Origin of the sequence: Actinomadura chokoriensis (assembly GCF_039529475.1) — a bacterium.
GTDB lineage: Bacteria > Actinomycetota > Actinomycetes > Streptosporangiales > Streptosporangiaceae > Spirillospora > Spirillospora bangladeshensis.
In genome coordinates this window covers 21,659-41,149 of the sequence record NZ_BAAAMW010000016.1, presented here as the reverse complement: position 1 = coordinate 41,149, position 19,491 = coordinate 21,659, and the positions used below count along the sequence as shown (strand labels likewise).

Genomic DNA, 19,491 nt, shown 5'->3' with positions numbered 1-19,491 from the left:
ATGACGACCGCCAAGAAGGCCCTGCTCATGCTCGACTACCAGGTCGCGCTCTGCGAGGAGGGGCCGCACCTGAGGATGCCGCCGCTCGCCGCGCAGATCGCCGAGCGCGGCGTGCTCGCGACCGCCGAGCGCGTGCTGGGCGCCGCCCGCGCCGCCGGGACGCTCGTCGTCCATGTGCGGCTGGCGTTCGACCCGTCCTACAGGCTGCGCACCAACCGGCTGCCCCGCTTCGACCCCTACGAGGAGCAGCGCGCGATGCTCGCCGACTCTCCCGAGGCGCAGATCGTCAAGGCGCTGGCGCCGGTGGCGGGCGAGCCCGTCATCGACAAGGGCTGCGTCGACCCGTTCGTGGGGACGGCGCTGCGGGACGTCCTCGCCGCCGAAGGGGTCACCGAGGTCGTCCTCGGCGGCGTCGCGACCAACCTGGTCGTGGAGTCGGCGGCCCGGCACGCCTCCGACTCCGGCCTCCAGGTGACCGTCGTCGAGGACATGTGCGCCTCGTTCCGCCCCGACTTCCACGCGTTCTCCGTTGCGAACATGCTGCCGCTGTTCGGCTCCGTGGTCGGCTCCGCCGAGCTCGAGTTCTGAGAGGGACGCGGTCATGACCGAACAGACCCACCGCTATGACGTCGTCGTGGTCGGCGGCGGGGTCGCCGGCCTGTCGGCGGCCGTCGCGGCGGCCGAGAGCGGCGCCCGCGTCGCGGTCCTGGAACGCTCCCCGGAGGCCGAGACCGGCGGCAACACCCGCCACACCGAGGCGTTCCTGCGCATGAAGTCGCTGGACGAGGTCGCCGACGGCTTCGAGGACGCCCTCGTGGACGACTTCATGGGCCACCCCGACCCGTCCATCGTCAACGACGCGGCCCTCCCGCCGCGCAGGCAGAGCGCGCTCTACCGCGCCACCCACACCATCGACCCGGACTACGTCGCCACGCTCGCCGAGAAGGCGCCGCCGACGCTGCGCTGGATGTCCGGCCACGGCGTCCGGTTCGACTTCATGCCGACCCCGTTCCTCACCCGGTCGACCACCCGGATGGCGCCGGTCGGCGGCGGCCTCGCCATCGTCGAGACGATGGGCAGGGCCGCGCGCGGGCTCGGCGCGGAGTTCCACTTCGAGACCACGGCCCGCCGTCTTGCCTCCTCCGGGCGGGGCGTCACCGGCGTGTTCGCGCACACCCCGACCGGGCCGGCCGTGTTCGAGGGCGCGGTCGTCCTCGCCAGCGGCGGGTACCAGGGCAACTTCGAGCTGATGGCGCGCTACCACGGCGACGGGGCGCTGACCTGCCGCCCGGTCGCCAAGGGCGGCAACTACAACAAGGGCGAGGGGCTGGAGATGGCGCTGGCGCTCGGCGCCGCCACCGCCGGGAACTTCGCGCTCTTCCACGCCGAGCCGGTCGACCCGCGCAGCGGCGAGCCGGAGGCCGCGATCTTCTGCTTCCCCTACGGCGTGCTGGTGAACAAGGAGGGCCGCCGCTTCGTGGACGAGGCCCGCGGCACCGTCGACGCCTGGTACGAGCGGACCACCCGCTCCATCCAGGCCCAGACCGACGGGATCGCCTGGGTGATCCTCGACCAGCGGGGGCTGGCGGTGCCGAACCTGATGGCGGGCGTCCGCACCGACGTCCCGCCGGTCACCGCCGGCACCGTCGGCGGACTCGCGAGGCTGCTCGGGCTCCCCGTCGCGACCGTCGAAGCGACCATCGACGCCTACAACGCGGCCTGCCCGCCCTCGGACGGCTTCGACCACGGCAGGCCGGACGGCCTCGCGACCGCCGGGCTGGCCGTACCGAAGTCGAACTGGGCCACGCCCATCGCGGACGGGCCGTTCGCCGCCTACCCGATCATGGCGGCCAACGTCTTCAGCTTCGGCGGGCTGAAGACCACGTCCGCCGCCGAGGTCGTCGACCGCGACGGCCGCCCCATGACCGGCCTGTACGCGGCGGGGGAGCTGACCGGGCTGTACTACTCCAACTACACCGGCTCCACCTCGGTGCTGCGCGGCGCGACGTTCGGCAGGATCGCCGGAGCGAACGCGGCGGCCCACGCGGCGGCTCCAGTGACGGCCCACGCGGCGGGGGAGTGAGCATGCGCATCTGGCACCAGTCGTTCACGGTCCTCGACGACGTCCCGCACTACCGGGACGCGCTGGCCCGCCACCTGCGCTCGCAGGCGGCGCCCGGCACCGGGATCGACTTCCACGGGATGAAGCCGGGCACGTACCCGTCCGACTATCCGGGGACGCACATCGGCTACGCCTACCTCGCCGGCCTGCACCGGGAGCAGTTCGTGCACGCGGCTCTGCGCGCGCAGGACGAGGGATACGACGCCTTCCTCATCGCGACCATCCCCGACACCGCGTACGAGGAGGTCAGGACGGTCGTCGACATCCCCGTCATCGCGTTCGGGCAGACGTCGGTGCTGATGGCCGCCGCGCTCGGCGACCGCGTCGGGATCGTCAACTTCATCGGCGCCCTGGAACCGCAGCTCCGCCGCAACATGCGCGACTACCGGCTGGATCGGCTCGTCGGCCCGATCGTCCAGGTGGAGGCCGAGTTCACCGACGTGATGGCCGCGTACGCCGACCCGGAGCCGCTGCTGGACGCGTTCACCCGCGCCGCCCGCACCGCGATCGGGGAGGGCGCGAACGTCATCGTCCCCGGCGAGGGCCCGCTCAACGTGTTCCTCGCCGACCAGGGCGTGTCGCGGGTGGACGACGTGCCGGTGCTCGACTCCCTCGGCACCTGCGTCCGCGTCGCGGAGGTGCGCGCGGCGCAGTTCCACGCGACCGGGCTCGCCCCCGCCCGGACCGGCTTCTACGGTGCGCGGCCGCCCCGCCCGCTGATCGACGCCGCCCGCGCCTTCTACGGCACGCCCGAGGCACTGGCGTGACCGCCTGGGACACCGACGTGGACGTCGCCGTCGTCGGCGGCGGCGCCTGCGGGATGATGACCGCGCTCCAGGCGGCGCGCAACCCGGACCTGGTCGTCGCCGTCTTCGAGAAGTCGGCCCGCGAGGGATGCAACGCCGCCATCTCCTCGGGCTCCCTCGCCGCCGGCGGCACCCGATTCCAGGCCGCGGCCGGCATCGACGACTCGCCGAAGCGGCACGCCGACGACATCCTGCGCGCCAGCGGCGACGAGGAATGGCGCCCGGTCGTGGAGGCGCTCTGCGCGGCGGCCCCCGCGTTCGTGGAGTGGATCGCCGACACCGGCCACCCCGTCGAGATCGGCACCGACATGCCCCGCGCCGGCATGACGGCCCCGCGCCTGCACACCGACACCGGGCGGCTGGGCGGCGGCCGGCTCATGCGCCACCTGCGCGGCCTCCTCGAAGCCCACGACAACATCGCCTTCGTGGACGAGGCGCCCGTCGTCGACCTCGTCTCCGAGGACGGCGAGGCGGTCGGGGTCGTCGTCTCCCAGAACGGGGCGCTGCAACGCGTCCGGGCCGGTGCCGTCGTCCTCGCCGCCGACGGGTTCGCCGCCGACCGGGCGCTGGTCGAGGAGCACCTGCCGCACCTCGGGACGCCCTTCTACGGCGGCGTCTCCACCTCGACCGGCGACGCGCTCGCCTGGGCGCTGCGGCTCGGCGGACGGCTGCGGAACATGGGCGCCGGGCTCCGCTCGGGCCTGGTCGTGGCCGGCCACGGCACCCGCGTGTCCCCGGCGCTCCAGTTCAACGGCGCCGTCCTGGTGAACCTCGACGGCGAACGCTTCGTGGACGAGGAGTCCAAGGGCTACTCGTCATTGGCCGGCATCCTGCGACGACAGCGGGGCGAGCGCGCCGCGATGGTCTGGGACGCCACCGCGATGGCCGCCACCCGCGAGTCGGAGATGATGCGCGAATGCCTCGCCGCGGGGGCCGTCCACGACCGTCCGGCCATCGAGGACCTGGCCACGTCCCTGGGACGCACGGTCGCCGAGACCGAACGCGCGCTGACCCCGCTGCCCGGACGCCGCCGGCTCACCGCGCCCTTCCACTTCGCGTGGGTCACCCACGGTCTGCTCGCCACCCAGGGCGGCCTGGTGATCGACCCGTCCGGCCGTGTTCTCGACGGCGAAGGCGCACCGATCCCGGGGCTGTACGCGGGCGGCGGCACCGCCTGCGGCCTGGCCGGACCCCACTCGGACGGCTACATGTCCGGCAACGGGCTGCTCTCCGCTTTCGGCATGGGCTGGATCATCGGCACCGCCCTGGCGGCCGGGCACGGGGCCGTCGGGTAACGGGCGCCGGTACCGCCGCTCGGGCCGGTGCTCAGTCGTCCACGAAGGCGCTGTCCATTCCCCGGGCCTGCTCCTCCTCGGTCGTGCGCATCCGGAATAGGCGGTCGATGACTTTTCCGATGATGAAGGTGACGATGAACGCATAGGCGCCCACGGCGAGGACCGCCACGACCTGTTTGCCCAATACGGCGGCGGAACCGCCGTAGAACAGGCCCGGAACGCCCCGTTCCCAGCCGGTCGACAGGAAGCCCAGCAGCACCACGCCGACGATCCCGCCGGCGCCGTGGATTCCGACGACGTCCAGGGTGTCGTCGTATCCGGCGACGAGCTTCAGCTCCACCGCGTAGGTGCAGACGACCGCGGCGATGACGCCGATGGCGAAGGCGCCCTCGACGCTCACGAAGGCGCAGGACGGGGTGATGGCGACGAGCCCGGCGAGGGCCCCGCTGGTCGAGCCGAGCTTGGTGAGGTGCCGGAACCGGAGCCACTCCAGCGTCCGCCAGGCGAGCATCCCGGCGGCGCCCGCGATCATCGTGCTGATGAACGCGCGGGTCGCGAGCGCGCCGTCGCTCAGCGCCGAGCCGGCGTTGAAGCCGAACCAGCCGAACCACAGCAGGCCGAGGCCGAGCAGCACGAACGGGATGTTGCCCGGACGCGGCCCCTCGCCGCGCCGGAACGCGACCCCGCGCCCGAGCACCAGCGCCATGGCGAGCCCCGAGATGCCGGAGTTCAGCTCGACGACCAGGCCGCCGGCGAAGTCCATCACGCCCCACTTGCTCAGCCAGCCGGAATCGGCGAACACCCAGTGCGCGATCGGGACGTAGACGAGCGTCACCCAGACGATGACGAACAGGATCCACGGCCCGAACCGCGCGCGCCCCGCGATCGAGCCGCTGATGAGCGCGACCGTGATGATCGCGAACGTCAGCTGGAAGCACACGTAGATCTGCTCGGGGATCCGGCCCTGCAGCGCGTCCGGGGTGATGTGGCCGAGCCGCCAGTCGCCCCAGCCGATCAGCCCGGCGCCGCCCGCGTCCCTGCCGAACGTCATCCCGTATCCGTAGAGGAACCACAGGATCGTGACGAGGCTGATGCAGATGAAGCTCATGTAGAGCATCGTCAGCATGTTCTTCGAGCGGACCATGCCGCCGTAGAAAAAGGCGAGCCCGGGAGTCATCAGCAGCACCATCGCGGTGCTCACCATGAGCCAGGCGGAATCCCCCGTATTGAGGCCCGTCGACATGTGCGAACCAATCGTCGTGACGTCTTCCCCCGTGATCGCGGCGGGAACGCTTCGCCTTTATGTTTCGCAGCACGGCGGTGCGGCAAACTCGACATTCCGTGCCTTTGCCAATGATTTGCAGATTCTGATTTTTCGCGTCGTCGGAATGCGGGAAGTGTGCCCGTTGTCATCCAGACGTCGAGTGCCGGGCGCACGTCCGCGTGCGGGTCCCCGGCGGTGGGGGAGCATCGATGGCGTCGTCGCCGTCCACGGACGCGCAGGACGGGGAACGTGTGCCCGCGGACCGCGCGAAGGACGCCGCCATGGCGATCCCGCGCGGGGTCGCCCAGGTCGACTTCCAGCCGAGCGTCTGGACCGGGCTGATCTTCATCATCGCGCTGTTCGTCGGCGGCTGGCAGTTCGGCGCGTTCGCGCTGCTCGGCGTCGTGACCGCCACCGCGACCGCGTACCTGATGGGGGTCGACCGGAACCGCGTCCTGATGGGCCTCGAAGGGTTCAACGGGACGCTGATCGGCGTCGCGCTCGTGCTCTACCTCGGCCCGACCTGGTCGACGGCCGCGCTGGTCGTCGGCGGCGCCGTCGCCGGCAGCGTGCTCACCGCGGCGATGAACGCCGTGCTCACCCCCTACAACCTGCCCACCTTCACCGCGCCGTTCTGCGTCGTCGCGCTGGTGATGGTGATCGGCGCGCCGTCCTACCACCGGCTGTGGGAGGACCACGCCAACACGCTGCCGCCGTCCGCGACCGACCCGGGCACGACGATGACGTGGACGTACTTCTGGCACGGCTTCTTCAACGGGATCGGCCAGGTGTTCTTCCAGGACGTCTGGTACGTGGGGCTGATCTTCCTGATCGGGCTCGCGGTGTCCAGCCGGCTGGTCGCGGCGGCGGCGGCCGCGTCCAGCCTGATCGGCCTGTTCACCGGCTGGTGGATGGGCGCGCAGGCGGCCGACATCGGCGCCGGCCTGTACGGCTACAACGCGGTCCTCACCGGCATCGCGCTGACCGGGACGTTCCTCGCGCTCAGCCCGGCCGGCGTCGTCTACGCGGTGATCGGGGCGGCGACCGCGGCCGGCCTGACCGCCGGTCTCACCAACCTGTTCAGCGTGGTCGGCGGCCACACCCTGACCTGGCCGTTCGTGCTGGTCACCTGGGTGTTCCTGGCCGCCGTCCCGGTCTTCACCAGGATCCGGCGGGCCGCGTGAGGAGCGCGCCGCCGTCCGCGTCCGGCGGCGTCCGGGCAGAAAGGGGCATTGATGAACCTGTCACCGCGAGAGATGGACAAGGTGCTGATCTTCACCGTCGCGCAGATGGCGGAGAAGCGCCGGCAGCGCGGCCTGAAGCTCAACCACGGCGAGACCGTGGCGCTGATCAGCTCCACGATCGTCGAGGCGGCGCGGGACGGCAAGACCGTCTCCGAATGCATGGAACTGGGCAAGCAGGTCGTCGGGCCGGACGACGTCATGCCGGGCGTGCGCGGCATGCTGAGCCTGATCCAGGTCGAGGCGGCGTTCGACGACGGCACCAAGCTCGTCTCCTGCCACGACCCCGTCGGCGGCGGCGCGTGACGGGACGTCCCGGACGCGCCGTCCTGCCGGTCGGCGGGCACGAGAGCGTCCCCGCGGAGGCCATCGGCCCGGGGCGGGGGCTGCGGACCGCGCTGGCGGACCGGCCGCGCGCCGTCGCCGTGCCGATGACGCTGGGCCGCGACCCGGACCTGGCCCCGTCCGCCGCGCAGACCCTGGCCTTCGCGGCGCGCGACCGGGCGCCCGGCGACCTGCTGCTCGCCGAGCCGCTCGGCACCGTGACGCACCTGGTCGGTTGGATCCGCGCGGCCGTCCTGCGGCTCGCGCGGACCACGGGCTTCGCGGGGGCCGTCCTGCTGGTGGCGCCCGCCGCCGGGCCCGACGCCGACGCGGAGCTGTTCAAGGTCGCGCGGCTCGTCTGGGACGGCCTGCCGGCCCGCCCGGTGGAGGTCGCCCTGGACGGCGGCGAGCCCGACCCGGCCGAGGGCGCGGAGCGCTGCCGCCGCCTCGGAGCCGGGGAGGTCGCGCTGGTGCCGGCCTCGTTCGTCCCGCCGCCGGCGGTGCCGGGGACGGTGCCCGCCGGGCCGCTGCTCCAGCCGGCGGCCGTCGAGGCGCTGGTCCGGGAGCGGGCCGCGGCGGCGGAGCGGCGCTGGGAGCGCGACGGCGACGACGGCCTCGGCGCGGCGCACGGCCACGGCCACGGCCACGGCCACGGACATGGCCACGGCCACTCACATTCACATCACCACCACGAATTTCTCGGCATCACTGAGACGACCCTGGAGGGGGCGGCCGCTCATGGCGGATGACGTCTACATGTTCGGCGAAGGGGAGATCGAGCTCAACATCGGCCAGCGCAGGGAGACGCTGACCGTGCAGAACACCGGTGACCGGGCCGTGCAGGTCGGCTCGCACTACCACTTCTTCGAGGTGAACCGGGCGCTGAGCTTCGACCGGGAGAAGACGTTCGGGATGCGGCTCGACATCCCGGCGGGCACCGCCGTCCGGTTCGAGGCCGGCGACACCAAGGAGATCCGGCTCGTCCAGTACGGCGGCGGCATGCGCATCGTCGGGTTCGGCGGGCTGCTCAACGGCAGCGTCCGGTCCCATGCCGCGCGGGAGGCGGCGGTCAGCCGGATGCACGAGTGGGGCTACCTGGACACCGAGATGCCGAGCGGCGACGGGTCCGGCAACGGGCACCGGGCCCCGGCCCGGCGCGCCAAGGCCGGCGCGGGCCGATCGAAGAAGGGCTGACGATGGCGACGACGATCTCGCGGCAGAAGTACGCGAGCATGTACGGCCCCACCGTGGGCGACCGGATCCGCCTGGCCGACACCAACCTGGTCGTCGAGGTGGAGAAGGACTACAACGAGGGCCACTACGGGGACGAGACCCAGTACGGCGGAGGCAAGACGGCCCGGGACGGCATGTCCGCCGACCCGGCCTCGCTCAGCTCCACGACCACCCTGGACACGGTCATCACCAACGCGGTGATCATCGATCCGCTGCTGGGCGTGGTCAAGGGCGACATCGGCATCAAGAACGGGCGGATCGCGGGCGTCGGCAAGTCCGGCAACCCGCACACCCAGAACGGCGTGGACCGTCGGCTGATCGTCGGACCCGGCACCGAGGTCATCTCCGGGGAGAACCTCATCGCGACGGCCGGCGCGATCGACACGCACGTCCACTTCCTCGCGCCGCAGCAGGCGCAGCACGCGCTCAGCAACGGCATCACGACCCTGCTCGGCGGCGGCACCGGGCCCGCCGACGGCAGCCGCGGGACGACCTGCACGCCGGGGCCGTGGAACATCTCCCGGATCCTGCAGGCGTACGAGGGCGTCCCGGTCAACATCGCCATCTACGGCAAGGGCAACGGCAGCCTGCCCGGACCGCTGGACGAGCAGCTCCGGGCCGGCGCGTGCGGCCTGAAGGTGCACGAGGACTGGGGCACCACGCCCTCGGTCATCGACTGCGCGCTGCGGGTCGCCGACGACCACGACGTGCAGGTCTCCATCCACACCGACACCCTCAACGAGGCCGGGTTCGTGGAGGACACGATCAGCGCGATCGACGGCCGCGCGATCCACACCTACCACTCCGAGGGCGCCGGCGGCGGGCACGCGCCCGACATCCTGCAGATCACCTCGGAGCCGAACGTCCTGCCGGCCTCGACCAACCCGACGCTGCCGTACACGGTGAACTCGGCGGACGAGCTGCTCGACATGACGATGGTCTGCCACCACCTCAGCTACGACGTTCCCGAGGACCTGGCGTTCGCCGAGAGCCGCGTCCGCGCGGAGACGATCTCGGCGGAGACGGTGCTGCACGACCTCGGCATCATCAGCATCATCGGCTCGGACTCGCAGGCGATGGGCCGGGTCGGCGAATCGGTCACCCGCGCCTTCCAGGTCGCCCACCACTGCAAGGACAAGCGCGGCCCGCTGCCCGAGGACTCCTCGCGCAACGACAACACGCGGGTGCTGCGGTTCCTCGCCAAGGTCACCATCAACCCGGCCCGCACCAGCGGGATGGCCGACGAGATCGGCTCGCTGGAGGACGGCAAGCTCGCCGACATCGTGCTGTGGCCGGTCCGCTCGTTCGCGGCGAAGCCCGCCATGGTCATCAAGGGCGGCCTGATCAGCTGGGCGCAGATGGGCGACCCGAACGCCTCGCTGCCCACCCCGCAGCCGGTCTACTACCGGCCGACGTTCGGGGCGATGGGCACCGCGCTCGGCGCGACCTGCGTGACGTTCATGTCGGACGCGGCGATCTCCGAGAACGTCCCGGAGAAGCTCGGGCTGCAGCGGATCATCCGGCCGGTGCGCCAGTGCCGCACCGTCGACAAGCGGCACATGATGTACAACTCGACGATCGCCGAGGTCCGGGTGGACCCGGAGACGTACCGGGTCACGGTGAACGGGGACCCGGTGTCGATCGAACCGGCGAGCGAGCTGCCGCTGAACCGGCTGCACTACATCGCATGAGCGGCGTCGGCGCATGAGGGACGCACCGCCTTCGGAGACCGGTGGGCTGGAGGTCCTGCTGGCGCAGCTCCAGCTCACCGACTCCGGTTTCCCGAGCGGGCTCTACACCCTGTCGCACGGGCTGGAGGGCCACGTCCAGCTGGGCCTGGCCGCGCCGGACGACCTGCGCGCGCTGGTGGCGGACCTGGTGCGGGCGGCCGGGACCGCCGACGCGGCGGCGCTGGCCCTCGCGCACCGGGCCGTCACCGGCGGCGACTGGGACCTGCTCGTGGAGACCGACCGCAGGCTGCACGCGCTCAAGCTGAACCGGGAGCAGCGGACGGCGTCGGTGCGCACCGGCCGGCAGGTCCTGGACAACGCCGGGCCCGCGTTCGGCTCGGCCCCGGCGGCCCGGCTCGCCGCCCTCGTCGCGGACGGCACGACGCCCGGAACCCACGCGGTCGTCGTGGGCGCCGTGCACGCGGGCCTCGGGGTGCCCGTCCGGGACGCGGTGGCGAGCGACCTGTACGCGTTCGCGGCGAGCTGCGCCGCGTCGGCGGTCCGGCTGGGGCGGATCGACTTCCGGCGGGCGCAGGCGCTGCTGCACGAGATCCGGCCGGACCTCGTCCGGGCCGCCGGTGCGGCGCTGGCCGCCCGCGACCCGCGGGACCTGCACGCCTCGACGCCCGCCGCCGACGCGGTCGCGGCCGTCCACGAGCGCGCCGAGGCCCGCCTGTTCATCACCTGACCGAACGATCTGGAGGAGACGGCATGGACCTGGAGCAGGTGTACAAGATCGGCATCGGCGGGCCGGTGGGGTCGGGGAAGACCGCCCTCATCGAGGCGCTGGTCCCCATGCTGGTGGAGCGCGGGCACCGGCCCGGCGTGATCACCAACGACATCTACACGCAGGAGGACGCCGAGCACGTCCGCCGCACCCTCGCCGGCACGCTCGACGCCGAGCGCGTCGTCGGCGTCGAGACGGGGGCGTGCCCGCACACCGCCGTCCGGGACGACCCGACGATGAACCTCGCGGCGGCGTCGGAGATGCTCGACCGCTTCTCCGACATCGACGTCCTGCTGTTCGAGAGCGGCGGCGACAACCTGACGCTCACCTTCAGCCCCGCCCTCGCGGACGTGTACGTGTTCGTGCTGGACACCGCCGAGGGGGAGAAGATGCCGCGCAAGCGCGGGCCCGGCACCACCGACTCCGACCTGCTCGTCATCAACAAGATCGACATCGCGCCGTACGTGCGCACCGACCTGTCGGTGATGGAGGGCGACGCGCGGAAGGTGCGCGGGACGCGCCCGGTCGTGCTGACCGACTGCCTCACCGGGACCGGGGTCGCCGACGTCGCCGACTTCGTGCTCGCGCGGCGGGAGGCGATGTGCTCACCGGCGTGATGAGCCCGCCGGACGGGGCGTCCGCCGGCACCGCCAGGACGGCGGCGGAGCGGTGCGCCCCGTCCTGGCTGCCCGCCGAGGTGGCGCGGTACGCCGCGACGCCGGACACGCTCCCGGTCGGGGCGCCGGGCAAGGTCGGCGTGCTGGAGCTGGGGTTCGCCGCGGCCGGCGGCCGGACGGAGATGACCGGCCACTTCCAGAAGGCGCCGCTGCACACCACCCGGCCCCTCTACCCCGACCCCGGCCGGCCGGACATGCCGCACGTGCTGTTCATGTCGTCCGGGGCCGGGATCCTGCAGGGCGACCGGTACCGCATGGCGCTGGACTGCGGGCCGGGCACGGCCGTCCACTTCACCACGCAGACCGCGACGCGCCTCTACCGGATGGAGCACGACTACGCGACGCAGGTGGTCGAGCTGTCCGCCGGGCCGGGCAGCCATGTCGAGTACCTGCCCGCGACCACGATCCCGTTCGGGGAGTCGCGGTTCTACCAGCGCATGAGCGTCACCGCCGACCCGGAGGCGACCGTCGTCCTCGGCGACCGGCTGATGGCGGGGCGGCTGGCCCGCGAGGAATGGCACGCCTACACCGCCTACTGCACCGACCTGGAGGTCCGCGACCCGGACGGGCGGCTGCTGTTCGCGGACCCGGTCCGGCTCGTCCCGTCCGAGCACGGGGTGACCGGGCCCGCGGTGATGGACGGGTTCGGGCTCATGGCGTCCCTCTACGTCGTCACGCGGGCGCGGCCGGCCCGGCAGATCGCGGACGCCATGCACGAGGCGCTCGCCGCGGCGGGGCTGCGCGGCGGGGCGAGCGTCCTGCCCGGCGACTGCGGGGCGTGGGCCCGGATGCTCGGCGACCGCTCGCCGGAGGTCGAGGCCGCGTTCCAGCGGACCTGGGACGCCGTCCGCCGGCTGCTGCTCGGCGTCCCCGCCCTGGGCCCGCGGGGCGTCCTGCCGTGAAGGAGCCGCTGCGGGGACGCCTGCACAACCGCGAGCGGGCCGAGGCACGCGTCCTCCACCCGCACAAGGGGCCGCCGCCGCTGCCGGGGTTGAAGCCGAGGGTCATCGCGGACGTCGCGCTGGGCGGCGCGCTCGGCGCCCTTGCCCGTTACGGGCTCACCAAGGCGATCCCGGCGTCCCAGCTGGGGTTCCCCTGGGGCACCTTCACCGTCAACATGCTCGGCTGCCTCGCCATGGGCCTGCTCACCAGCTACCTGCTCGGCGGCCGTGCGCACCCGTGGGCGCGGCCTCTCGCGGTGACCGGGTACCTGGGCGGATTCACGACGTTCTCGCACCTGATCGACGGCGTCTACACCCTCGGGGACGGCGGCAAGCCGGGCCTGGGCATCGGCTACGCGGTCGCCAGCACGGTGCTCGGCTGGGTCATGATCGCCGCCGGCCTGGTGCTCGGACGGAAGATCCCGCACGGGACCGCGAATCCGCAGGGGGACGCGCCATGACGACCTTCATCGTGGTGCTGCTCGTCCTGGCGGGCGGCGCCGTGGGCGCGGTGATGCGCTACGTCCTGGACGGCTACGTCAAGGCGGCCGCCGGCAAGTCGATGCCGTGGGGCACGCTCTCCGTCAACCTCCTCGGCGCGGGCGCGCTGGGCGCCCTGCACGGAGCCGGGACCGGAACGTATGTCGAAGCGCTCATGGGCACCGGTCTGTGCGGTGCGCTGACGACGTTCAGCACCTTCGAACTCGACACCGTCCACCTGTTCCAGGACGGCGCCTACGCCAGGGCGGCCGTCAACGCCGCAGGCAGCCTGCTGCTGGGGTTCGGCGTCTTCCTCGCCCTCCACGTCGCCTTCCAGCACCTCACCTGACGCGAGGTGCCGGAAGACGACGGGCGTCATCACGGGTAGTTCGGGTTGTTGGTGGTCGGGATCGAGATGCTGATCGGGTAGTTCGCCCCGGACAGGACGAACAGGACCACCTGGCGGATGATCTCGTCGAAGAGCCAGTAGACCTGCCGCAGCTGCTTCGGCGCGTCGGTCAGGTCGAGGATGCCCTCCCGGACGGCGACGAACGGCGGCCAGAGGTTCTCGAAGACCGGGTCCCAGACCGGTTCCCGCGGGATCTTCAGCCAGCCGGCGATCTCGTCCCCGAGCACGTACCGGGTGAGCGCGCCGAGGACGGGCTTGGACAGGATCCCGAGGTCGATGAACGACGCCAGGTTGAGCAGCATGTCGGCGAGCTTGACGCCCTCGGGGGTGGGCGCGAGGATCGGGTCCAGGACCTGCTTGGCCTGCGCGTTCGCCTCGTCCCACGACTTCGGGATGTACTCGTCCCTGATGCCGAGCATGTGCCCGGTGAGCTGCCAGGAGTGCAGGAAGGCCGCGGACTCGTCGGCGGGGATCGGAACCTTCCATTTGGCCAGCTGCTTCATGACCGTCGTCGGCAGGCTGTGCCAGGTGACCATCATGTCGGCCTGGCTGATCGGGATGCTCTCGTCGGCGACCTTCGACCAGTTCGGCGACTTGGGCAGCAGGTGCCGCACGCCCGAGTGGGCCAGCCGCGTCTTGACGCAGGTCACGATCATCTCGCCCTCGGGATCGAAGGCCTTCTCGGTGCCGACGTCGTAGCCGAGCTTGGCGGTCTTGGTGATGCGGTCCCGCATGTCCGCACCGCCCTTGGAGTAGTAGACCGCGCGCCTCCTTGGGGATGGCGGTGCTCATCATCCCGCTGGCGAAGCCGTAGGTGACGCCGAGGTACAGCCCGCGCTTCTCGTTGAACTCGAACGCCTTCGCGAGCTTGGCCCGGTCGGTCCAGGACGGGAGCCGGCGGGCCTTCTCGATGAAGGCCGCGAGGTCGGACGGCAGCCCCTTGGGCAGGGCCTGGCCGTTCTTCGTCCAGGTCTTCAGCAGCCTGTTCACGTCGGGGACGGCGCCGCTGTCGATCAGCGAGGCGACCAGCTCGTCGCATTCCGGATCCCAGACCCACTTCGGATCGGCGCCGTCACCGTAGCCCGCGACCGACCCCTTGGGCGACCACGTCCACAGTGCGGACGCCTGGGCGGGCGTCGCGACGCTCAGCGCGCCGAACGCCCCCAGCGTCCCACCCGCCGCGAGTACATGGCGCCTGCTGGGTTTCTCCATGCCTTCACTCCTCCGGGGCCGAGAGAACCTCGCGGATACGGTGAAACATGGACCGTTTCCGCGTATCATCTGTAACAGCGCCAATAACAGCACAACGTGTCCGTCATCACAAGACCTAACGTGACGATGGTTACGATTGGGCGGAATCGGGCGTCTCGGGAGGAGACTCGTGGATTCTGTGCTGTCCTTCCTGGCCGTACAGGGCCGGGAGTCCGTGCTCGAACGCGCCTACACCGACGCGGTCGAGCAGGTCGACGACAAGGACGAGACCCGGACGCGCGTCCTCGACGCCGCCTACGAGCAGTTCTCCCGGCTGGGCATCCAGCGCTCGACCATGGAGGACGTCGCCCGCCGGGCCGGGGTTTCCCGCATCACCGTCTACCGGCGGTTCGCCACCAAGGACGCGCTGGTCGAGCACGTGGTGCGCCGGGAGTTCCGCCGCTACTTCGACCAGTTCCTGCTCGACATCGGGCGGGCCGAGACCGCCGCCGACCGGGTGGTGCTGGGCTTCGTCAGCTCGCTGCGCGCCATCCGCCGCAACCCGCTCATCGGCGGCCTGATCGCGACCGAGCCGGACCTGGTCGTCCCGTCGATGATCAGCGACGGGGGGCGGACGCTCGCCACCGTCCGGCAGTTCGTCGCGGGCCAGCTCCGCCACGAGCAGCGCGCCGGCACCGTCTCCGCGGACCTCGACATCGACCATGTGGCCGAGCTGATGGTCCGGATCTCCGCGTCCTTCCTGGCGATCCCGAGCCACCTCGTCGACCTGGACGACGACGAGCAGCTCGCCGCCCTGGCGCGCCGCTTCCTCGTCCCCATGCTGGACCCGCCGCGCCCGTGACCGGCCCGCCCGCGGGCGGCCGCGTGCAGGCAGGGCCGTTTACGGTGGGCGGATGGTGATGGGGATCGACGAGGTCGAGGCGTGGCTGCGGGAGCGGTTGCCCGGGTTGGCGGAGGAGCACGGGGTCCCTGGGGTCGCGGTCGCCGTCGACGCCGGAGGACGGCTGGCCGAGGCGGCGGCGGGCGTGCTGAGCACGACGACGGGAGTGGAGGCGACGGCCGACTCGGTGTTCCAGATCGGGTCGATCACCAAGACGCTGACGGCGACGCTGGTCATGGGGCTCGTCGCCGAGGGGTCGGTGGAACTCGACGCCCCGGTGGACCGCTACATTCCCGGTTTCCGGAAGGCGACCGTCCGGCAGTTGCTGTGCCACATGGCCGGGTTCGAGGGCGACGTGTTCACCGACACCGGCAAGGGCGACGACTGCCTGGAGCGGTACGTGGAGCTGCTGGCCGATGTTCCCCGGCTCTTCGAGCCCGGGGAGATGTTCTCCTACAACAACGCGGGCTACTGCGTGCTCGGCCGGATCGTCGAGGTCGTGCGGGGCCGGCCGTTCGACCAGTGCATGCGGGACCACCTGTTCACGCCGCTGGGGATGGCGCACGCGTCGAGCGATCCGTACGAGGCGATCCTGCATCGCGCGGCCGTGGGCCACCTCGGTGGGCGGCCCGCGCCGGTCTGGGCGATGGCGCGCTCGAACGCGCCCGCCGGCTCGATGCTCGCCATGACCCCGCGCGACCTGCTGGCCTTCGCCCGAGCGCATCTCACCGACGAGGGGCTGCGGGTCATGCGGGAGCCGCAGGTCGCCCTGCCGGAGATCGGCTGGGGGACGGCCTGGGGCCTGGGCTGGGAGCTCTACGACCTGCCGGGCGGCCCGGTGTTCGGCCACGACGGCAACACCATCGGGCAGTCGGCCGTCCTGCGGATCGACCCCGGCCGCGACCTGTCCGTGGCGGTCTTCACCAACGGCGGCGACCGCAAGCGGCTGATGAAGGAGATCCTCGGCAGGGTCATCGAGGTGCCCGCCGAGCCCGTCCCCGATCCGGCGGCCCGCCCGGACGCCGGCCGCTGCGCGGGCGTCTACGTGTCGAGCACGAGCGAGACCACGGTCAGCGCGGACGAGCGGGGACGGCTGTGGCTGGAGCAGGTCCCCATCGGCTTGGCGGTGGAGGCCGGCGATGAGCCGTACCGGACGGAGCTGCTCGGCTGGCGCGGAGACTCCCTCCTGCCCGCGGAGCCCGGCCACGGCCCCGTCGCGTTCCTGGGGGACGACGGCGAGGGCCGCGCGCGCTACCTGCACACGGGCCGCGCCGACGTCCGGGCACCCGCACCAACCGAACCCTGAACGGAGGCGGTCCAGGGTTCGGCCCTTCGGGTGTCACCAGGGGATGGGGCCGTCGTCGTCGAAGAACGCGCCGGTCGGGCCGTCGTCCGGGAGCCGGGCGAGGCGGATCGCGGTCGCCGCGCCCTGCACGGGGGTGCGGACGCCGCGGAAGCCGTTCAGGTCGGTCGCGCAGAAGCCGGGGCAGGCGGCATTGATCAGGATGCCGGTGCCGGCCAGCTCCTTGGCGTACTGGACGGTGACCGCGTTGAGGAACGTCTTGGACGGCGCGTACGCGGCGGAGACCGGGCCCGTCCCGGCGTCGGGGTCGCTCTGCCGCGTCAGGGAGCCGACGGTGCTCGACATGTTCACGATGCGCGGGGACGCCGACCGGCGCAGCAGCGGCAGCATCGCGTTGGTGACGCGGATGACGCCGATGACGTTCGTCTCCACGACCGCCCGCATGGTCTCGGGGGCGACGTTCGCCGGCTCCTGCGGCATGCCGCCGGTGATGGCGGCGTTGTTGACGAGGACGTCGAGGCGTCCGGCCCGTCCCTCGATCAGGCCGGCGGCCGCGGCGGCGCTCGCGTCGTCGGTCACGTCGAGGGGCACGCCGAAGGCGTCGATCCCGTCCGCGCGCAGCTTCTCCACGGCGGCGTCCCGCCGTCCGCCGTCCCGGGCGCCGACGCCGACGCTCCAGCCGAGGGCGCCGAGCCCGGCCGCGATCTCGTACCCGATTCCCTTGTTCGCGCCGGTGACCAGCGCAATCGTTGGTTCGCTCATGCCTCGAGCCTGCGCGCGCACCGCCCCGGACCTCCAACACCGTCTGGGTGGGCGGTGATACCTCACGGGTATCGTGGCCGGTATGGAGACGCGGGAACTGCGGTACTTCGTCGCCGTCGCCGAGGAACTGCACTTCGGCCGGGCCGCCGAGCGGCTCGGCATCGCGCAGCCGCCGCTCTCCCGGGCGATCCAGAAACTCGAACGGCGGCTCGGGGTGACGCTCCTCGAACGGACGAACCGCAACGTCACCCTGACCGAAGCCGGGTCGGTGCTGCTCCGCGAAGGACGAGCGGCCCTGGACGCGGTCGAAGCCGCCGACCGCCGCACCCGCCGCGCCGCCCATGGGGAACCCGGCCTCGTCCTGGTCACGAAGGCGGGCGCGTCCAGCGAACTGCTGCAGAAACTGCTGGACGCCTACGCCGCCGAACCCGGCGCGATCCCCGTTGACGTCCTCCTGTGCGGCCCCGGCGAACAGGAGCGGCTGCTCCGCGACGGCCGCGCGGACGTGGCCCTGCTGCACCTGCCGTTCGACTCGACGGCCGGGTTCGACACGGAGGAACTGCTCACAGAAGACCGGGTCGTGCTGCTGCCCGCCGGCCACCCCCTCGCCGGCCGACCGCACCTCAGCATGGCGGACGTCACCGACCTGCCCGGCCTCCCCATGCCGCGCTGGCCGTCGTCCGACGGCACCTACCCCGAAGGCCCCGGCCCCCAGGTGAGGGACCACGCACAGCTACTGCAACTCATCGCACTGGGCCGCGCCTCCGCCGTCCTGCCCGAATCGGCCGCGACCTACCTGCGCGGGGGCCTGGCCGCCGTCCCCATCGTGGACGCACCGAAGGTGACGACAGTGATCGCCTGGCCCCCGCACAGCCGCTCCCAGCCGCTGGCCCTCCTGATCCGAACCGCCACCGCCCTGTAGAACACCGCCCGCGGATCGGGTCAGCGGGTGAGGCGGGCGGCCAGGCGCGGGAGGAGGCGGAGGGCGTTCGTGCGGGTGATGGCGCGGCGGGCCTGGTCGTTCAGGGACGGGTCGCGGTCGAGGGTTCCGGTGTTGAGGGTCACCTCGCGGGCCGTGTTCGCGGGCCAGTCGGTGCCGTACAGGACGCGGTCGGGGCCCACGGCGTCGAGCAGGGCCGGGGTGGCGTACGGGGACGTCGGCAGGGCCGTGTCGTAGTGGAAGCGGCGGAGGGCGCGGCGCATGTCCGCCGGGAACGGGCCGCCGTCCTCCCGGTGCGAGCGTTCGGCGCGGCCGGCCATGTACGGCAGGAACCCGCCGCCGTGGGACAGGATGACCGACACGTTCCGGTGCCGGTCGAGGGTTCCGGCGGCGATGAGGCTGAGCGCGGTGCGGGTGGTGTCGAGCAGGTAGTCGGCGAGCCAGTCGCCGACCCCGGGCACCTCGACGATGCCCTTGGGCGCGACCGGGTGGGTGAACACGACCGCGCGGCGGCGGTCGAGTTCGGCGAAGAGCGGCTCGAACATCGGATCGCCGAGGTAGTGGCCGTCGGCCGAGGTGTTGAGCAGGATTCCGTCGGCGCCGAGGTCGTCCAGCGCGTGCGCGGCCTGCGTGAGGGCCAGGTCCGGGTGGAGCATCGCCACGTTCGCGAAGAAGCCGAAGCGGGTGGGGTGGTCGCGGGCCAGTTCGGCGAGCGACTCGTTGCACACCCGGACGCCCGAGACGGCGGTCGCGCGGTCCCGGAAGATCTCGGCGGGCACCGGCGCGGACGCGACGCCGGCGGCGATGCCGTTCGCGTGCATGGTCCGGAGCGTGCTCTCCAGGGTCCACCGGGCCCAGGACGGGCCGCCGGTCGGCGGGAGGATGCCCTGGTCGACCGCCCATTTCCGCATGGCGGGCGGGACGGCGTGGTGGTGGGTGTCGATCCGGCCGCGTGCCGGCCGGGGCGGGCTCGCCGCGGCGCCGGTCGCGGGCAGCGCGGCCGCCGCCGCGGTCAGGCCGGACAGCTGGAGGGCGCGTCGGCGGGTCAGTTCGGGCATGGCCGTCTCCGTTCGGCTCAGTCGGAGCGCCGCCCACGTCTCTCCTGAGAATGTCTCATATGAGACTATATCAGGAGGCCCTACCAT

At 72.5% G+C, this 19,491-nt stretch carries 22 protein-coding genes; 18 read left to right on the top strand and 4 right to left on the bottom strand.

Going from position 1 to position 19,491, the window contains the following annotated elements; translation table 11 throughout:
* The 4 genes from ABFX46_RS28915 to ABFX46_RS28900 are packed head-to-tail and all read left to right on the top strand — an operon-like array spanning nt 1 to nt 4,223.
* Complete coding sequence (locus ABFX46_RS28915) at nt 1-588, top strand: cysteine hydrolase family protein (RefSeq protein WP_346046944.1); 588 nt, start codon at nt 1-3, stop codon at nt 586-588.
* Nucleotides 589-601: 13 nt separating this feature from the next.
* Nucleotides 602-2,083 (top strand): FAD-dependent oxidoreductase, encoded by a 1,482-nt coding sequence (locus ABFX46_RS28910; RefSeq protein ID WP_346046943.1) that lies wholly within the window; start codon nt 602-604, stop codon nt 2,081-2,083.
* 2 nt (nt 2,084-2,085) lie between these two features.
* Nucleotides 2,086-2,889 carry an aspartate/glutamate racemase family protein gene (locus tag ABFX46_RS28905; RefSeq protein WP_346046942.1) on the top strand — a complete coding sequence of 268 codons (804 nt, stop codon included), beginning with the start codon at nt 2,086-2,088 and terminating at the stop codon, nt 2,887-2,889.
* The gene (locus ABFX46_RS28900; protein ID WP_346046941.1) at nt 2,886-4,223 is read left to right on the top strand and encodes an FAD-dependent oxidoreductase; all 1,338 of its coding nucleotides are present in this window, start codon (nt 2,886-2,888) and stop codon (nt 4,221-4,223) included. The genes ABFX46_RS28905 and ABFX46_RS28900 overlap by 4 nt, the downstream gene beginning before the upstream one ends.
* A 31-nt stretch (nt 4,224-4,254) precedes the next feature.
* Here ABFX46_RS28900 and ABFX46_RS28895 read toward each other — a convergent pair whose 3' ends face one another.
* On the bottom strand, nt 4,255-5,466 hold the full coding sequence (locus ABFX46_RS28895) for an ammonium transporter (RefSeq protein ID WP_346046939.1): 1,212 nt from the start codon (nt 5,464-5,466) through the stop codon (nt 4,255-4,257).
* A 230-nt stretch (nt 5,467-5,696) separates the two neighbouring features.
* Between ABFX46_RS28895 and ABFX46_RS28890 the strand changes: the two genes are divergently transcribed.
* From ABFX46_RS28890 to ABFX46_RS28845, 10 genes are read left to right on the top strand one after another with little or no spacing between them, the layout of a single operon-like run.
* Entirely contained in the window at nt 5,697-6,671 is a 975-nt protein-coding gene (locus ABFX46_RS28890; protein ID WP_346046937.1) for an urea transporter, read from the top strand.
* A 51-nt stretch (nt 6,672-6,722) separates the two neighbouring features.
* The gene (locus ABFX46_RS28885; protein WP_163056234.1) at nt 6,723-7,034 is read left to right on the top strand and encodes an urease subunit gamma; all 312 of its coding nucleotides are present in this window, start codon (nt 6,723-6,725) and stop codon (nt 7,032-7,034) included.
* Complete coding sequence (locus tag ABFX46_RS28880) at nt 7,031-7,801, top strand: sirohydrochlorin chelatase family protein (RefSeq protein WP_346046935.1); 771 nt, start codon at nt 7,031-7,033, stop codon at nt 7,799-7,801. The genes ABFX46_RS28885 and ABFX46_RS28880 overlap by 4 nt, the downstream gene beginning before the upstream one ends.
* On the top strand, nt 7,791-8,246 hold the full coding sequence (locus ABFX46_RS28875; RefSeq protein WP_428831323.1) for an urease subunit beta: 456 nt from the start codon (nt 7,791-7,793) through the stop codon (nt 8,244-8,246). Before ABFX46_RS28880 ends, ABFX46_RS28875 begins: the two co-directional genes overlap by 11 nt.
* Before the next feature lie 2 nt (nt 8,247-8,248).
* Nucleotides 8,249-9,976, top strand: coding sequence for an urease subunit alpha (gene ureC / locus ABFX46_RS28870; protein WP_346046934.1), 1,728 nt, complete (start codon nt 8,249-8,251; stop codon nt 9,974-9,976).
* 13 nt (nt 9,977-9,989) lie between these two features.
* Nucleotides 9,990-10,703: an urease accessory protein UreF gene (locus tag ABFX46_RS28865; protein WP_346046933.1), complete on the top strand. Its 714-nt coding sequence runs from the start codon at nt 9,990-9,992 to the stop codon at nt 10,701-10,703.
* Between the two features lie 23 nt (nt 10,704-10,726).
* Nucleotides 10,727-11,359 (top strand): urease accessory protein UreG, encoded by a 633-nt coding sequence (gene ureG / locus ABFX46_RS28860; protein WP_346046931.1) that lies wholly within the window; start codon nt 10,727-10,729, stop codon nt 11,357-11,359.
* Complete coding sequence (locus tag ABFX46_RS28855) at nt 11,344-12,321, top strand: urease accessory protein UreD (protein WP_346046930.1); 978 nt, start codon at nt 11,344-11,346, stop codon at nt 12,319-12,321. The genes ureG and ABFX46_RS28855 overlap by 16 nt, the downstream gene beginning before the upstream one ends.
* Complete coding sequence (locus ABFX46_RS28850; protein WP_346046929.1) at nt 12,318-12,821, top strand: fluoride efflux transporter FluC; 504 nt, start codon at nt 12,318-12,320, stop codon at nt 12,819-12,821. The genes ABFX46_RS28855 and ABFX46_RS28850 overlap by 4 nt, the downstream gene beginning before the upstream one ends.
* Nucleotides 12,818-13,189, top strand: coding sequence for a fluoride efflux transporter FluC (locus ABFX46_RS28845; RefSeq protein ID WP_346046928.1), 372 nt, complete (start codon nt 12,818-12,820; stop codon nt 13,187-13,189). Before ABFX46_RS28850 ends, ABFX46_RS28845 begins: the two co-directional genes overlap by 4 nt.
* A 29-nt stretch (nt 13,190-13,218) precedes the next feature.
* Here ABFX46_RS28845 and ABFX46_RS28840 read toward each other — a convergent pair whose 3' ends face one another.
* Entirely contained in the window at nt 13,219-13,983 is a 765-nt protein-coding gene (locus ABFX46_RS28840; RefSeq protein WP_346046927.1) for an oxygenase MpaB family protein, read from the bottom strand.
* 110 nt (nt 13,984-14,093) lie between these two features.
* Between ABFX46_RS28840 and ABFX46_RS28835 the strand changes: the two genes are divergently transcribed.
* From ABFX46_RS28835 to ABFX46_RS28825, 3 genes are all read left to right on the top strand, one after another.
* Complete coding sequence (locus ABFX46_RS28835) at nt 14,094-14,330, top strand: hypothetical protein (RefSeq protein WP_346046926.1); 237 nt, start codon at nt 14,094-14,096, stop codon at nt 14,328-14,330.
* A gap of 300 nt (nt 14,331-14,630) precedes the next feature.
* Entirely contained in the window at nt 14,631-15,302 is a 672-nt protein-coding gene (locus ABFX46_RS28830; RefSeq protein ID WP_346046925.1) for a TetR/AcrR family transcriptional regulator, read from the top strand.
* A gap of 52 nt (nt 15,303-15,354) precedes the next feature.
* Nucleotides 15,355-16,647 (top strand): serine hydrolase domain-containing protein, encoded by a 1,293-nt coding sequence (locus ABFX46_RS28825; protein WP_346046924.1) that lies wholly within the window; start codon nt 15,355-15,357, stop codon nt 16,645-16,647.
* Between the two features lie 33 nt (nt 16,648-16,680).
* Here the strand turns inward: ABFX46_RS28825 and ABFX46_RS28820 are convergent, their stop codons facing one another.
* A complete protein-coding gene (locus tag ABFX46_RS28820) occupies nt 16,681-17,406 on the bottom strand; it encodes an SDR family oxidoreductase (RefSeq protein WP_346046923.1) in 726 nt (241 codons plus the stop codon).
* 82 nt (nt 17,407-17,488) lie between these two features.
* Between ABFX46_RS28820 and ABFX46_RS28815 the strand changes: the two genes are divergently transcribed.
* Complete coding sequence (locus ABFX46_RS28815) at nt 17,489-18,328, top strand: LysR family transcriptional regulator (RefSeq protein WP_346046922.1); 840 nt, start codon at nt 17,489-17,491, stop codon at nt 18,326-18,328.
* A 20-nt stretch (nt 18,329-18,348) separates the two neighbouring features.
* Here ABFX46_RS28815 and ABFX46_RS28810 read toward each other — a convergent pair whose 3' ends face one another.
* Nucleotides 18,349-19,404: an amidohydrolase family protein gene (locus tag ABFX46_RS28810; protein ID WP_346046921.1), complete on the bottom strand. Its 1,056-nt coding sequence runs from the start codon at nt 19,402-19,404 to the stop codon at nt 18,349-18,351.
* Nucleotides 19,405-19,491: the final 87 nt, after the last annotated feature.